The 16,153-nt window shown below is 35.8% G+C and carries 15 protein-coding genes; 7 read left to right on the forward strand and 8 right to left on the reverse strand.

Going from position 1 to position 16,153, the window contains the following annotated elements:
• Positions 1 to 24 precede the first annotated feature (24 nt).
• The 3 genes from ABIQ28_RS07030 to xerA form a co-directional block, all read right to left on the reverse strand.
• Positions 25 to 1,167: a PAS domain-containing sensor histidine kinase gene (locus tag ABIQ28_RS07030; RefSeq protein ID WP_348036168.1), complete on the reverse strand. Its 1,143-nt coding sequence runs from the start codon at positions 1,165 to 1,167 to the stop codon at positions 25 to 27.
• Positions 1,168 to 1,456: 289 nt separating this feature from the next.
• Complete coding sequence (locus ABIQ28_RS07035; RefSeq protein WP_348036169.1) at positions 1,457 to 2,644, reverse strand: PAS domain-containing sensor histidine kinase; 1,188 nt, start codon at positions 2,642 to 2,644, stop codon at positions 1,457 to 1,459.
• Positions 2,645 to 2,733: 89 nt separating this feature from the next.
• Complete coding sequence (gene xerA / locus ABIQ28_RS07040; RefSeq protein WP_348036170.1) at positions 2,734 to 3,645, reverse strand: site-specific tyrosine recombinase/integron integrase; 912 nt, start codon at positions 3,643 to 3,645, stop codon at positions 2,734 to 2,736.
• 379 nt (positions 3,646 to 4,024) lie between these two features.
• Between xerA and ABIQ28_RS07045 the strand changes: the two genes are divergently transcribed.
• From ABIQ28_RS07045 to ABIQ28_RS07060, 4 genes are all read left to right on the forward strand, one after another.
• A complete protein-coding gene (locus ABIQ28_RS07045) occupies positions 4,025 to 4,630 on the forward strand; it encodes a porin family protein (RefSeq protein ID WP_348036171.1) in 606 nt (201 codons plus the stop codon).
• Positions 4,631 to 4,801: 171 nt separating this feature from the next.
• On the forward strand, positions 4,802 to 5,413 hold the full coding sequence (locus ABIQ28_RS07050; RefSeq protein ID WP_348036172.1) for an outer membrane beta-barrel protein: 612 nt from the start codon (positions 4,802 to 4,804) through the stop codon (positions 5,411 to 5,413).
• Positions 5,414 to 5,497: 84 nt separating this feature from the next.
• The gene (aroQ, locus tag ABIQ28_RS07055; RefSeq protein ID WP_348036173.1) at positions 5,498 to 5,920 is read left to right on the forward strand and encodes a type II 3-dehydroquinate dehydratase; all 423 of its coding nucleotides are present in this window, start codon (positions 5,498 to 5,500) and stop codon (positions 5,918 to 5,920) included.
• A 2-nt stretch (positions 5,921 to 5,922) separates the two neighbouring features.
• Positions 5,923 to 6,411, forward strand: a complete 489-nt coding sequence (locus ABIQ28_RS07060) for a hypothetical protein (RefSeq protein ID WP_348036174.1) — start codon at positions 5,923 to 5,925, stop codon at positions 6,409 to 6,411.
• A 122-nt stretch (positions 6,412 to 6,533) separates the two neighbouring features.
• On the opposite strand, the gene lpdA is transcribed toward ABIQ28_RS07060, so the two are convergent.
• From lpdA to ABIQ28_RS07085, 5 genes are all read right to left on the reverse strand, one after another.
• Positions 6,534 to 7,910, reverse strand: a complete 1,377-nt coding sequence (gene lpdA, locus ABIQ28_RS07065; RefSeq protein WP_348036175.1) for a dihydrolipoyl dehydrogenase — start codon at positions 7,908 to 7,910, stop codon at positions 6,534 to 6,536.
• A gap of 307 nt (positions 7,911 to 8,217) precedes the next feature.
• Positions 8,218 to 8,712 (reverse strand): DUF1572 family protein, encoded by a 495-nt coding sequence (locus ABIQ28_RS07070; protein WP_348036176.1) that lies wholly within the window; start codon positions 8,710 to 8,712, stop codon positions 8,218 to 8,220.
• 120 nt (positions 8,713 to 8,832) lie between these two features.
• Positions 8,833 to 9,162 (reverse strand): amidohydrolase family protein, encoded by a 330-nt coding sequence (locus tag ABIQ28_RS07075; RefSeq protein ID WP_348036177.1) that lies wholly within the window; start codon positions 9,160 to 9,162, stop codon positions 8,833 to 8,835.
• 552 nt (positions 9,163 to 9,714) lie between these two features.
• Positions 9,715 to 10,836: a GTP cyclohydrolase gene (locus tag ABIQ28_RS07080; RefSeq protein WP_348036178.1), complete on the reverse strand. Its 1,122-nt coding sequence runs from the start codon at positions 10,834 to 10,836 to the stop codon at positions 9,715 to 9,717.
• 9 nt (positions 10,837 to 10,845) lie between these two features.
• Positions 10,846 to 11,838, reverse strand: a complete 993-nt coding sequence (locus ABIQ28_RS07085; RefSeq protein WP_348036179.1) for a transporter — start codon at positions 11,836 to 11,838, stop codon at positions 10,846 to 10,848.
• Positions 11,839 to 12,044: 206 nt separating this feature from the next.
• Here ABIQ28_RS07085 and ABIQ28_RS07090 point away from each other — a divergent pair, with 206 nt between their 5' ends.
• From ABIQ28_RS07090 to ABIQ28_RS07100, 3 genes are all read left to right on the forward strand, one after another.
• Positions 12,045 to 12,323: a DUF4834 family protein gene (locus tag ABIQ28_RS07090; RefSeq protein ID WP_348036180.1), complete on the forward strand. Its 279-nt coding sequence runs from the start codon at positions 12,045 to 12,047 to the stop codon at positions 12,321 to 12,323.
• Positions 12,324 to 12,353: 30 nt separating this feature from the next.
• On the forward strand, positions 12,354 to 14,810 hold the full coding sequence (locus tag ABIQ28_RS07095; RefSeq protein ID WP_348036181.1) for a YfhO family protein: 2,457 nt from the start codon (positions 12,354 to 12,356) through the stop codon (positions 14,808 to 14,810).
• Positions 14,811 to 14,901: 91 nt separating this feature from the next.
• The coding region (locus ABIQ28_RS07100; RefSeq protein WP_348036183.1) for a glycosyltransferase at positions 14,902 to 16,153 on the forward strand (1,252 nt) is incomplete at its 3' end.

Here is a 16,153-nt window from a genome sequence, read left to right on the forward strand (position 1 = left end):
GAAAATAAAAAAGTCTGGCAAATGTCAGACTTTTTTGTTTTTGACATAAATCGTAAAAGTAGTGCCCTCATTTATAGTGCTCTCTACCGTAATTTGGCCACCAAAACTTTCAATTTGATTTTTTATTAAATAGAGACCAATGCCTTCTGCATCTCTATTATGATGAAAGGTTTTATACAATCCAAAAATGTCATTACCGTATTTATCCAGATCAATACCGATGCCGTTATCTGAAATGATAAGTTTAAATTCCTGTTTGTCATAAGCACAATCAATGGTGATTACGGGATCTCTGTCTGGATGTTTGTATTTTATGGCATTAGACAAGAGGTTCTGAATGATGCTTTCGAAATAGGAGTAGTTATAATAAAGGAATAATTTTTCGTTTATTTTATTATGGACGGTGGCTTTATTTTCAGTAATAACAAACTTAAGAACCTCTAAAATATTATTTATCTCTTCGGTAATAAAGATCTTTTTAATGAGATTGGTTTTCGTGTTTTGCTCACGTACAACATCGTGAAGGTTCACAATGGTTTTTGTCAATGAATGGGAAAGCATCCTTAAATGTGCCATTATTTCTTCCTTTTCATCGGGAGTTTCGGTTTCATCATAAAGCTCCAATAAACTTTCAAAATTTGCCGTATGCTGTTTTAGATTGTGCGTAACAATGTGCGCAAAATTCTTTAGCTTGTTGTTGTGTTCAGTAACAATTGCTAAGGAGGCGTTAATTGTGTCCTGATCTTGTTTTTGTGTCGTAATATCAGTGTGTGTGCCAATAATTCTTTTTGGCTCGTTATTTGGCCCCCATTCTACAATCTTGCCTCTATCACGGATCCATTTGTAAGTGCCATTTTCACATAGTATCCGATGCTCATTTTCATACATGGATTTTAATCCATTGAGATGGTCTTGAAAATCTTGATGATATTTCATTCTATCATCGGGGTGTACACGTTCATTCCAATAATTGGTATCCGCACCAACAAAAGTTTCTGAAACTCCAATAATTTTTCTTGAACCTTCTGAGAAGAACAACCGATCAGATACGGCATCATACTCCCACATTCCAATGTCGGAATACTCCAGTGCTAATTGCCATTTGAGATTGTCCACAAATGTCGAGTTTAGATTTAACTTTTGTAATCCCGATTCTGGTGAAGTCATAGCATTTGTTTAAAATCGGCATCAGGTGTACACCTAAATTTACGCCAATAGGGTTAAATTTGTTAAATGCTATAATAAACTATATAGGGAATAGTTAAAGTTAGGAATTTTTAATGAATTTTAAAATTTTATTTCACCTATCTCATATTTTCTGAAGGAGGCACAATTCTCTGTTACATAGTACATTATGAATTTGGGATCAATGTCTAACAATGAAAGTGAAAGGGTTTAAGAAAGAATGCTCTCATCACTAATGAGAAGTAAATTTTGAAGAAATCATTAAAAAATATTAGTTTCTACTATTGTAAACATAGGCTGATTTTGAAACGCTCTGGTCTTTTTTCTTCTCCGCAATAGTGATGATAAACTTAGTGCCTTCATCAACAATACTCTCCACGGTTATTTCGCCACCAAGAGCTTCAATTTGGTTTTTGGTGAGATAAAGGCCAATACCTTCAGCATTGCTATTGTTGTGAAAGGTTTTGTAGAGCCCAAAAATATCGTGGCCATATTTTACAAGATCAATCCCTAGTCCATTGTCTTCAAGCGTAATTGTTATGCTTGTTGGGGTGGTAAAGGCATCAATTGTAATGACGGGTTGTCTTTCAGGATGTGAATACTTTAGCGCATTGGAAGCCAAATTTAAAATAATGCTTTCCAGATAGGTTTCATTACTATATAACACGAGTGCATCACTAACCTTATTTTTTATAATAACGTTCTTTTCGACGATATCCAATTCTAATAAATCAATAACCTTGTTGATATAATCGTTAAGCCTTAACGGTTTGATTTCAAGTTTTGCTTGAGATTGTTTAGAAACGACCTCACGAAGATTATCAATAGTTTTGGTCAGAGAATCAGAAACGGTCATTAAAAGATCGACAATTTCATCTTTATAATCCTCATTATTTGCCTCTTTATAAAAGCTCAAAAGACTCTCGAAATTTCCAGCGTGTTCTTTCAGATTATGGGAGACAATATGCGCGAAATTGGCGAGTTTTTTATTCTGATTGCTAATGACACTCAAATCTTGTCTTAAGCGCTCTTCGTCTTCTTTTCTTTGGGTAATGTCAATGGTTGTGCCAATGAAAGTTTTAGGTGCATTATATTCATCAAAAGCTACAATTTTACCAAAATCCAAAACCCATTTATAAGAGCCTTCCTTGTATAAAATACGATGTTCACTTTTATATTCTGGGGTAATATTTTGGATATGATCGTCCACAGCTTTTTGAAGGCTTTCCAAATCTTCGGGATGTATGGCTTCTCTCCAGTGTCTTTTAAGCAAGTCTAATTCTGAATTCTCGTAACCATGAATAATTTTTGAGGCTTCAGAATAATGCATTTTATTATTTACCATATCCCATTCCCATATCCCTATAGACGAATTGTCTAAGGCATATTTGTATTTATAAGTTTTTAAATCCTCTTCACTGGCAAGAGAGATATTCGGTTTGTTTGTAGGTGGGTTCATCCCTTTAGAGAGTGTTGGGTAAAAAATGTGTATAAGGGCGAAATATAAGAAAAAATGCGATAATTGGAAAGTTTAATCGCTGAAACGCATTATTTTCTTGGATGGAATCTTTTCAACACATCACTTAAATGTGAACGATCCACGTGCATATAAATTTCAGTAGTGGTTATACTTTCGTGTCCCAACATGAGTTGAATGGCTCTCAAATCGGCGCCGTTTTCCAATAAATGGGTGGCAAAGGAATGCCTAAACGTATGTGGGGAAATGGTTTTTTTGAGCTCTATTTTTTCAGCGAGCCTTTTTATGATGGTAAAAATCATGGCTCGTGTGAGCTGTTTTCCTCTGTGATTTAAAAAGAGGGTGTCTTTATCTTCTTTTTGAACGTTTATTTTTGAACGGACTTCATCTTTATAAATGCTAATGTATTTTTGGGTGGACTCATCAATTGGAACAAAGCGTTGTTTATCTCCTTTTCCAGTAACTTTAATAAACCCTTCATCAAAGAAAAGATCGGAAATTTTGAGATTGGTCAATTCGCTAACGCGCAGACCACAACTGTAAAGTGTTTCCAAAATGGTGCGATCGCGCTCTCCAATTCGGACGCCGTTATATTCCTTGGTCAGTTCGATTGCTCCAATGAGTTTGTCTATTTCGGCAAGACTTAAGGTATCTGGAAGTTTTTGACCAATTTTTGGCGATTCAATATGATCTAACGGGTTAATCTTTCTATAATCTTCAAAGACTAAATATCCAAAAAAACTTCGCAACCCTGAGGTGATCCGCGCTTGAGATCTGGCATTAACTTTTTTAGAGGTTTCATATATAAACTGTTGTAACGCGGTGTGCTCAATCTCAATTGGCGAGATGATCATTTCATTTTCTTCTAAAAATTTAATGAGTTTCTTAATATCGAAAGTGTAGTTGGCGATGGAATTTTGAGACAAACCCCGTTCAATCTTCAGATAGAGTTGATAATCATTCAGAGCATCATGCCATTTCATGAATTGTGATTTTAGGTTTTAAAGAAAGTTATAATTTTTTCTTTGCAATCTGCAATATTACCAATTACAAATAAACTGGAAGCAAGTTTATACATTGTAATTATTGTATTTATGATGGAAGTTTAAAAGTCACCTATTTTTTGAGGCAACACAGACTAACCATTTCCGTTAAAAAAAATGCGTTTGAAGTCAATATGGCAGGAGGTAGGCCTAGATATTTGCCCTCATAGATATGGTCTTATAAATTTCAAAACAGTCCATCTAGTAAATGAAACGTTAAAATTCAATAAATGGTGTTAAACTCTGTTAAGAGGAAATCTTGTAAGGCGTTTCTTAACGTATATCAAATTATAACTTATTATAACTTAAAAACTTATTTATGAAAAATTTATTTTTAGCAACATTAGTGACTATTATAAGCGCCACCTCCATTTACGCGCAGTCAGACAACACCACAACGCAATTTGGTGTAAAAGGTGGTGTCAATCTTTCTAATATTACGGGAGACGATGTTGGAGATCTCGATTCCAGAACAAGTTTCCATTTGGGATTATTTTTGGAAATCCCAATCAGTGAGCGTTTCTCTTTTCAACCAGAGGTTTTGTATTCAGGTCAAGGATTTAATTTGAATGATAAGGCCGAATATAAATTGGATTACATTCAAGTTCCTTTAATGGCTAAAGTATATCTTATAAAAGGTCTTTATGCAGAAGCAGGTCCACAATTCGGATTTAAAGTAAAGGAAGAAGTTGACTATGATTCTGGAGCGATGGGCACGGTTGAAGTAGATCCAGATGATTCTGTGATCAAAAATTTTGATACCAACTTGGCGCTAGGAGCAGGGTATAAATTTGACAATGGTTTTTCGCTTTCAGCACGCTATAATCTTGGATTAACCAGTATTATTAAGGATGACGCGTTCCTTATTGGAGATGCAGATGTTAAAAGTGCTGTTTGGCAATTTGGTGTTGGATTTTCATTTTAACGACAACTGAAACGCTATCAGTATTATACAAACCGAAGTTAGACGCTTCGGTTTTTTTATGCGGTGAAAACTCTTGAAACATCAGTAAATACTTCAGTTTTACTTTTTTTAAAAGTAATTATAGGGCTACTTTTGCACCTTCAAATTTACTAATAACTTAAATTAACAAAAATGAAAAAAGTAATGATTATGGCTGCAATTGCAGTTTTTGGATTATCAAATGTCAATGCTCAAGAAGCAGAAACTACTTATGGTTTTGAAGAAGGCGGGATTATTTTAGAAGGTGGTCTTGGATTCAACAGTACAAATAACAAAAACACTGACACAAAAACGAACGGATTCTCAATTAATCCTAAAGTTGGCTATTTTTTAACTGAAGATTTTGCAGTAGGAGTACAAGGATCATACAACTCTGCAACCACTGAAGTTAGAGGAACTGATGTGAGCGATAACAAGTCATTTGGTGCTGGAGTTTTTGCACGTTACTACTTTTTAGATTTAGGTAAGCGTTTTAAGACTTATACAGAACTTGATCTTGGTTATGCATCCAGCAAAAATAAGATCACTGACGTTAAAGCCGATGGCTTTGGTGCAGGCCTTAATTTGGGCATTAACTATTTCGTAACTGAAAATATCGCTATTTCTTTTGGTCTTGCTGATGTATTGTCATATTCATCTGCTAAAGTTGATGGTGGTAAAGCAGTTTCAGGTTTTAACGGAAACATCAACGTGTTCAATAACTTTTTTGACACTGCACAATTTGGTTTGTTGTTTAAATTATAAAATTAAACACCTCACTTTATATACTAAAACCACCAACATGCTTGGTGGTTTTTTTATGCGTTTATATTTTTATACTTTTATATCATGAAAAAACTGATCATCATAAATGGCCCAAACTTGAATTTATTGGGCACCCGAGAGCCCGAAGTTTACGGAAGTCTCTCTTTAACTGGATTTTTAGAAGAAATAAAAGCCAAATATCCTCATGTTGCAATTGATCATTTCCAATCTAATATTGAAGGCGAACTGATTTCAAAAATTCAGGAAGTTGGTTTCAGTTATGATGGCATTATTTTGAATGCTGCCGCTTATACGCATACTTCGGTGGGGATTGGAGATGCGGTAAAGGCGATCACAACGCCGGTAGTGGAAGTACATATTTCGAATACTTTTGCTCGCGAAGATTTTAGACATCATTCCTATATTGCGGCAAATGCAAAAGGTGTGATCGTTGGATTTGGATTGCAGAGTTATGAATTGGCCATCCAAAGCTTTTTGAATGCTTAGATATGACTTGTAAAATTATCATTTTAGCCCTATTCCATATAATATCTTCGTTTGTACTCAGTGCTCAAAATGTTGACACTAGATTTGGAGTGAAAGGTGGCTTGAATAAGACTTTTTTTACTGTGGATCAGCAGAATTTGGGTGTTTATGTAACTTCTGAAACTGGATTTTATGGCGGGGTGTTTGTAGAATTCCCAATTGATGATTTTTTGAGTGTTCAGCCTGAAGTTTTATATATTTCAGTGGGTGATTTCAATTTTTTGAATGTGCCCATTTATGCGAAATATGAAGTTGCTAATAGATTGCACTTCATGGCAGGGCCAAGTGTGAACTATTTTTTTGATTTTTACAATAACAAACTGAAGATTGGTGCAGACCTTAGTTCCAGCTATGAACTCACACAGGCTTTAGATGTTCACATCAAATTTGCCTTAGGTATTGATGAATTGGCACCAAATGGTTTGTTTTTCGGGTTGGGATTAAAAATTTAAAAGAAATTACAAAATATTCAAAACCCAAATTCCAATAGCATAAAAAAAGCGATTCAAATATTGAATCGCTTTTTTATTATTTTACTTTGAACTTCGAGCTTCGTACTTCTAACTCCCCCAGCTTATAAATGAATCACTTCGCCATAAGCCGCAGCAACTGCTTCCATGACCGCTTCACTCATCGTTGGATGCGGATGTACAGTTTTCAACACTTCATGTCCTGTAGTCTCTAATTTACGTCCTAAAACGGCTTCAGCAATCATATCAGTTACACCTGCACCAATCATGTGGCAGCCTAACCATTCGCCATATTTAGCATCAAAGATCACTTTTACAAAACCATCTGTAGCTCCAGATGCACTGGCTTTACCTGAGGCAGAGAAAGGGAATTTACCGACTTTAATATCGTAACCTTTTTCTTTGGCTTCTTTTTCGGTCATTCCAACACTTGCAATCTCAGGAGTGGCATAGGTACAACCAGGAATATTCCCATAGTCCAAAGCCTCAACATTTTGTCCTGCAATTTTTTCTACACATAAGATACCTTCTGCGGAAGCGACGTGAGCAAGCGCCTGTCCAGGTACAACATCACCAATAGCATAATAGCCTGGGATATTGGTTTGGTAATAGCTATTGACTAAAATTTTATCTCGGTCAACTGCAATGCCTACTTCTTCCAATCCAATATTTTCAATATTAGATTTGATACCTACAGCCGAAAGAATGATATCTGCTTCAAGAGTCTCTTCTCCTTTGGCAGTTTTTATAGTTGCAACAACACCTGCTCCAGAAGTATCTACTTTAGTAACTTCAGAAGAAGTCATGATATTGATTCCAATTTTCTTAAACGATTTTTCCAATTGTTTTGAAACCTCTTCATCTTCAACAGGTACCACATTTGGTAAAAATTCAACAATGGTCACATCAGTTCCCATCGATTTATAAAAATAGGCAAACTCAACACCAATAGCGCCAGAACCTACGACAATCATCTTTTTAGGTTGCTCTTTTAAAGTCATCGCTTCTCTGTAGCCAATCACTTTTTTGCCGTCTTGTTTTAAGCTTGGCAGTTCTCTTGATCGTGCGCCAGTTGCAATAATAATATGATCTGCACTATATTCTTTACCATCAACATCAACTTTCTTTCCAGGTTTAAGTTTTCCAAAACCTTCAATGACGTCAATTTTATTTTTCCTTAGCAAAAACTGAACACCTTTGCTCATGCCACCGGCAACATCGCGGCTTCGTTTTACAACTGCTGAAAAATCTCTGTCCGCTTCTTTTACAGAAAGACCATAGTTTTCAGCATGTTTAAGATATTCGAAAACCTCTGCCGATTTCAACAAGGCTTTCGTTGGGATACAGCCCCAATTTAAACAAACCCCACCAAGACTTTCTTTTTCAATAATTGCAGTTTTGAAACCTAATTGTGATGCTCTAATAGCAGTAACGTAGCCACCAGGACCACTTCCAAGAACAATGATATCGTATTTACTCATGAGAATTTTTTAATCGTGATTATAAGCTACGAAGGTACAAAAAGTAAATTTTAAATAGCAAATTAGAAAAATCAAAAAGTGAATAGTTTTTATGCCGTGAATTGTGCGGAGATGTTGGTTGTGAAGTTGTGAGTTGTGGAGTTGGGAGGTGGGGAGATGATTTGAATTTTCCGTCGCCACAAAAGCTATTGTCGAGCAACTTCAATTTCGCGCCTTCGTTAAAGTTGTGGACGGGCAGGCAACTTCGACTTCAAGTTCAAATTCATCCTGCATTTTCGAATGACCGATTTAAATATCGAAATCTCAGTTAAAGATTTTTTCGTTTAGGGATGGATAAAGAAATCCATTGATCGCCCTTAAGCATTTTGCCAACATAAGCCATTTGTCCAATATGGTAGGCGTAGTGCGCCAATTGTTTAATTAGGGCGTCCGATACCGTAAAGGATTCTTTTCTGATATATATGATTTTATTGAGATCCTCCTCTTTTAAAGGAGAAATCGCATCAAACAAACAGTTCCAGCCTTTTTCCCAATTGGCTAACAGCTCCTCTTTAGTCCTATAGGATGCTTCAAATTCCTGATCACGTTGGCGCCATTCTTTTTCGCCGTCTTCTGTTAAAAAATTCGTCGAACGGCTCAACATATTCCCAACCAAATGTTTTACAATAATCGAAATACTGTTGGAATCTTCATTGGGCTGATAGTTGATATCCTCAAATGAAAGTTGGGTCATAGTTTTGTCGCCAGTAGATTTATACTGCTGAAACTGCTTTATTATTCCGGAAATGTGCTGATTATTCATAGACTAAGGTTAAATTAAATATTATAAGGAAAAAAATCCCCGTGAGCATGAGGACAGACAGGGATTTTAAAGTTTTAAATAAAGCTATTCAGTTCGAATCGATAGCATGATTGCAAAAGTCTAATCGTTTTCTGCCACCATTTCACCATCAATAAAAACCATTTTCACTTTTGTTAAATATTCAAAAGGATCTCCATCAAAAAGAACTAAATCAGCATCTTTACCTTTTTCGATACTTCCAACGCGGGTATCAATTCCTAATAATTTAGCGGGATTTAAAGTAATCGTTTTTAGAGCCTCATCAAAAGAAAGTCCATGTACCACAGCTTGACCTGCCTCAAATAAAACAATTCTTGTTTTTGGTACGTAAGCTTCATATCCACCTTCAATACTTACAGGAATACCTGCCGCAGTCAATATGGCGGCGCTTTCTCTGGTCATATTTGCCATATCTCCACCATTTCGTGCCATCGTCGCATGTAATATGATTTCCGCTTTCGCTTCTTTTAGTTGTGGTATTAAACGATACGCTTCCGATTTAGGGCTGAAGAATTAGCTTGGGTTAGTTTCAGAAAAATTAAAATAGTTTTTTCCCATGGAATTCTTTGATTTAGTTACACAAATAAAAATATTAAGAGAATAATTTGAAGGGTAAATTACAACTAATATTGTGAATTATAATAATAATATTTTCACAAATATTTTAAGTTATCTTGGAGGTTTTCAGAGTTAAACTATCAAAAAACCATTTAATGTGCTTTTAAATTGTATTTAATAAAATAACATTAATCGCCAAAATATCTTATTAGATCTCAATTTACTGTAAAAAGAAAAACCTCGAGCGTCAAATGACCTTCGAGGTTTTTAAAAATCAAATTATGGGAGATGGTTTTTAAATCTGAAGAAGTCCATCAAGCTTTTCTCTGTAAAGCTCAATGTGTTCTCAGCGAATTTCTGTGATACAGCTTTTGGTATTTGGAATTTTAAGTTTTGTAATTTCAATTAGGAGATATCCTTCTTCACTGTTTTTCGTCTCTTAAAAACTTCAGGTTTAAAATGTTTCCAAATTTGATGAATGGCTAGATTGTCTTCCAACTCTGGAGTCCTAGCACAGTTTTGGATCCCTTTCTTGGTAAATTCATCATAATATTCATTGAAAATTATTGCAGTCACTCCTTTGTTCTGGTACTCGGGAAGCACCCCAATCAAATAAAATAGAACGTCTTTACTGTGTTTCTTGGCATGTAAGATATGTCTGAAGCCAAATGGAAATAATTTGCCATTTGTTTTCTGTAAAGCTCTCGCAAATGAAGGCATGACAATTGCAAAGGCTATCAAATTATCATCTTTATCAACTACAAACTTGATGTATTCTGGATTTACGAAACTGATGAATTTCTTTTTAAAATATTCCTTTTGGATATCTGTAATTGCAACAAAAGAAGATAAAGACGCGTAGGATTTATTAAAAAGATCAAACATTTTATCAACATGCGGCATCACTTCTTCAGTTTTGGTAAACTTTAAGGGTCTTAGTTGATAACGTTTTTTGATCAGTTCTTGTGCTTTAAGGAAGAATTCTGGTTTGACATTGGAAAATGGAAAATGACTTTCAGAATATAGTTTTTCGTCTGTATAGCCTAATTCCCTAAAGTGATCGACATAATACGGATAATTGTACCAAGTAATCATGCTCCCGACAAATTCATAGCCTTCAGTCAATAGCCCCACTTTATCCAAATTTGAAAACCCTACAGGACCTTCGACATAATCCAGGTCATTTGCTTTACCGATTTCATGAACTTTCGACAATAAGGCTTTGGTGACTTCCACATCATCAATCACATCAAACCAACCAAAACGCATCTTCTTTTGTTTTTGCTGATTGACCTCTAGCCAATTGATAATTGCGGCGACTCTGCCAACGACCTCATTGTTTTTATAGGCCAAAAAGAATGTAGCCTCAGCGTCATTAAATATTGGATTTTTCTTTTTATTGAACGTATCCAATTCTTGTTTGATTATGGGCGGCACCCATTTGTCACAATCTTTATAAAGCTGAAAAGGAAATTTAACAAAGGTCTTTAAGTCCTTAGGGGAATGCACTTCTTTAATTGTAATCATAAAGTAGTCTTATAATTTGCTCTTTTTTTTTGATTTTTTATTTTTCTCAAAATCAATTTCTTTTTGTTTCTGAATTTTTCGCTCTTGAAGTCTTAACTCGTCATCAGCGGGACTACCGTTGTCAATAACTTTGTCCTTATGAAAATCCAAGCGGTAGGACATTCCGAAATTAACTCCAAAAACAGAAGGGGTATCCTTAGTATTAAATGTTAGAGCAGTGTCCAGTTGAAAATTTTTGTTCCATAGATAAGCGCCACCAAAGCGGAATAGGTTATCTGCATAAAAATCACTTTGGATACCTTGGGTTTCTCCAAAAACAACCCAATGTTCATTTAAAGAATGGGTTAAGGTAAATATGTATTGGAAATCTGAATAATCAGTACCTATGCGATCTTTGATCAAATTAATGACAAATACCCAACCGCCTGCAAAATTGTTTTGAGATATCACGGCTATTTTTGGACTGAAACCTTCAATTCCTGGACCAGTGTAAGGATTGTTTTTAGTGTCAAAATTAGCACCTGCATAAACCGCTACTGCAGGAATCAAGGATTTCCATTTGAATTGTCGGTTAGCTTTCCAGCTGTATAAATTTGGTTTTTCTTCTTTTGCATTCCGGTAAGGATCATAAATCATATACTTTGCACCCACAGTAAGGTTTTTAAAGTTAGCCCGTTTATTTTCTAGAGGAATAGAGGAGGCATTTGAAGTATAGGTATCATTTTGGTAAGTACCTTGTACGTTGATTTCAAGATCTTCAAAAAGCAGACCGTAACGTGCACCGAAATCAACCCCAAAGCCAGAAACGTCATATTTTAAAGGCGTGTGTTTTTCCTTCTCAAAATAGGGTCCCGCTTCAAATTGAATAACATTGGTTCCCACCGAAAAAGCACTTTGGGATACCCCTGGTCTATTGGAATTAATGACCTCCGTATATTGACTAAAAGCGAATTGGCTGGCACTGAAAATTAAAAAGACTATGTAAAATTTGATAGGTTTCATTTTCGTAATTATTTGGTTCAAAACTACATATTTTTTTTGGTTTTGAATTGATTTTAATCATTTGAAAGCAGGAGCTTGAAATAGACGAATCAGTCCATCGTAACTGTTCAACCGCCCTAAACATGGATATTTTATGTATTATTTAAGTAATTATAACCGTTTTTCAAGACCAAGAATTGTATTTTTGGAAAAAATTTAATTTCATCATGCAAATGGCATCCTTTACTGGTTTTTTAAGAACCATTTTGATTATTTTATTGGTATGGTATGGGGCAAAAATTCTTACACGGATTTTTGCACCTTATTTTCTGCGTTATGTGTCAAAAAAGGTAGAAGAACGTTTTGGAGGACAGTTTCAACAGCAGCAACAACCAGACAGAAACCGTCCTAAAGAAGGTGAGACCGTTATAGACAAAATGCCACAACAGCACCAATCTTCCAATAAAAAAGTAGGCGAGTACGTCGATTACGAAGAAATTGATTAATTTGCCACAATTAAACAACCTCAATTCTTCATGGCATTGTCATTCAAAAAGTTCCTCCCACATCTTTTAATAGTCGTTGGTTTTATTGCACTCTCATTGGCTTATTTCAATCCTGTGTTGAGTGGAAAGCAGATTTTCCAAAGTGATATCATGCATTATATCGGGATGTCCAAACAGCAATCCGATTTTAGAGCAGCAACTGGCGAGGAAACCTATTGGACCAACAGTGCGTTCGGTGGTATGCCTACCTATCAGTTAGGAGCGAAATATCCTCACAACTATATCAAGAAATTAGATACTGCACTGCGTTTTCTGCCAAGACCGGCAGATTATCTTTTTCTTTATTTTATGGGATTTTATATCCTATTGTTAACGCTCAAAGTCGATTTTAAACTGGCGGCACTTGGTGCTTTAGCCTTTGGTTTTTCTACCTATCTTATTATTATTTTGGGGGTCGGTCATAATAGTAAAGCGCACGCTATTGCTTATATGCCTTTAGTCTTGAGCGGGATTCTGCTCGTCTTTCAAAAGAAATATATCTTCGGGTTTTTGCTAACCACAGTTGCCATGGCGCTTGAGTTAAGTGCTAACCACTATCAAATGACTTATTATTTGTTTTTGTTAGTGTTGATTTTAGGGGCGGTTTACCTTTTCGACGCTTATAAAAAGAAGCTCTTACCACATTTTTTTAAATCGGTAGGGATTATGTTTTTTGCGGTTCTCCTAGCTATCGGATTGAATGCAACTAACATTATGGCTACCCAAGAGTATGTCAAAGAAAGTACTCGTGGCAAGAGTGAATTGACCATTAATTCTGATGGGTCTCCAAAGGATGTCACTTCTGGTTTAGATAAAGATTATATTACAGAATATAGTTACGGATTTTTGGAGACCTTCAATCTTTTTATTCCCCGACTTCTAGGTGGTGGGAATGGCGAAGATGTAGGTAAGGACTCAGAAATGTATAAATTTTATACTTCAGTTGGTGCAAGTCCTGTGGAGGCCTTACGTGAAGTTAAACACATCCCAACCTATTGGGGGAAACAGCCTATTGTTGAAGCTCCAGCCTATGTTGGTGCCGTAGTGTTGTTTCTTTTTGTCTTTGGACTTTTTATGGTGAAAGGCCGATTGAAATGGTGGCTAGTAGGTGGCACGATCATGTCCTTACTATTATCCTACGGAAAGAATCTAGGGTTTTTAACTGATTTCTTTATCGATTACGTGCCGATGTATAACAAGTTTAGGGCGGTAACTTCCATTCAGGTAATTTTGGAGCTTTGTATTCCTATACTTGCGATTTTCGGGTTAGTGCGCTTGTTCAATGATTTCGAAAAAGGGGAAGAGAAACTGAGAGCCTTAAAAATTGCTACTGCAATTACCGGAGGTGTTGCCATCTTCTTTTTGCTATTTAAAGGGTCCTTTGATTTTGTTGGTATGCGAGATGGCCAATATAAGCAAGGATGGGGCGAATATGGTCAAAGTTTTATAGACGCTTTAAGAGCAGATCGAAAATCAATGTTTACCTCTGATACACTTCGTACACTCATACTCGTGCTACTTTCTGCAAGCGGAATCTGGCTGTTTTTAAAGAAAAAACTGTCTCAAAATGCGCTCATTATTGTATTTGCGGTTTTGATTCTTTTTGATTTGGTGAGTGTTGATCTTCGATATGTGAATCCAAATGATAAGGATAAGTTTGTATCAAAACTACAAATTAATAATCCATTTCCTAAGTCAGATGCGGATGTTGAGATTTTAAAGGATGTTTCACATTATAGGGTTTTAGATCTAACCGTTAATCCGATTAATAGCGCACAGGCTTCCTTTTTTCATAATTCTATTGGTGGTTATCATGCAGCAAAACCAAGACGTATTCAAGAATTGTTTAGCTATCAATTAGAGAGAAATAATTTTGAAGTTATAAATATGTTGAATGCGAAATATTTCATACAATTAAATAAAGACAACAACCCAGTTTCAATCAAAAACGCTGATGCCAACGGCAACGCGTGGTTTGTTTCCGAAATTGAAAAGGTCAACTCCGCCAATGAAGAAATGACAGCTTTAGATAGTTTGGACACCAAGATAAAAGCGGTTACAACACAAGATTTGGCTACTACGATTTTTAAAACGGACTCGACTGCAACGATTACTATTTCAGAATACCAACCCAATTACTTAAAGTATAGCTCTAACAATAGTAATGATGGATTTGCTGTCTTTTCAGAAATTTATTACGCTGATGGATGGAATGCCTATATTGATGGAAAGTTACAACCACATTACCGTGTGGATTATGTACTGAGAGGTATGCCAATTCCAAAAGGACAACATACGATTGAGTTTAAATTTGAGCCGCAGGTTATCGAAACAGGAAGTACGATTGCATTGGCGAGTTCTATTCTGTTTGGTTTATTAGTTATTGGAGGCGTCATATTTCTGCGAAGGCAGGAATCTCGTAAATCAAACGATGAAATTATCGATTAATTGGAATCTGAATATAAACCACATCTGACTTAGATTAATAAGATTAGTTTCTCTGATTCTAAAGGATTTCCACTTTCGTGGGAATAATATTATGCAAAAAAAAGTACTCATCATCACGTATTACTGGCCACCTGCGGGAGGTCCTGGAGTGCAGCGTTGGTTGAAATTCGTGAAATATCTTCCAAATTATGGGATTCATCCCGTCGTTTATGTTCCTGAAAACCCGAGTTATCCAATGCTTGATGACACCTTGATGACTGAGGTTCCTAAGGATGTTACCATTTTGAAGCAACCTATCAAGGAACCTTATAGATTCGCTGAGTTTTTATCTAAAAAATCATCTAAAACCATTAGTTCTGGGGTTATTCCGAAGGAACAGAAACAAAGTCTCATTCAGCAACTGATGCTCTATGTCAGAGGAAATTATTTTATTCCAGATGCTCGAAAGGCTTGGGTAAAACCTTCGGTCCGTTATTTGTCGGAGTATATTCAAAAGGAAAATATAAAAATTGTCATTACTACAGGACCGCCGCACAGCCTGCATTTGATTGGTTTACATTTAAAAGCGCAATTAGGGATTAAATGGATTGCTGATTTTAGAGATCCATGGACGACTATTGGCTATCACAAAAAACTGAAATTGAGTGCCAATGCAGCCAAAAAGCATGAGGATTTGGAAGTCAAAGTGCTTACAACTGCAGATCATATTATTGTAACGAGTGAAAATACAAAAAAAGAATTTGCCACAAAATCGAAGCAATCCATTAGCATAATTACCAATGGCTACGACTATCAGCAACTTCCAAAGGTAACTAAGGATGAAAACTTTTCTGTGGCACATATTGGATCCTTATTGTCTGAACGTAATCCAAAGCTATTATGGAAAGTGTTGGGCGAACTTATCCAAGAAAATGAAGATTTTAGTCAGGAGTTCGTCTTAAGATTGATTGGAGTGGTAAGTGACGATGTTCTCAATGATATCCATCGGTTTATTCCAGAAAAGAATATCAATATTTTCGGTTATGTCAATCACAAAGAGGCCTTGATGTACCAACGTCAGTCACGACTATTGTTGTTGATTGAAATTGATTCTGAGGACACCAAAGCTATTATCCCTGGAAAATTATTTGAGTATATGGTGGCAGAAACACCTATTATTTCTGTAGGGCCTGAAGATTCCGATGTGGAACGTATTATAAAATCAACGAATACAGGACGCTATTTTTATTACGATGCTGAAGCAGAATTAAAGGAACATTTACGGTCTTGTTTCTCGAATTTTAAGAATGCGACATTGTTTTCATATCCTATTGGATTGCAACAGTACAGCAGAAAGTCGCTGA

It is taken from the genome of Gelidibacter sp. (genome assembly GCF_039916245.1).
Taxonomy (GTDB): Bacteria; Bacteroidota; Bacteroidia; order Flavobacteriales; family Flavobacteriaceae; genus Gelidibacter.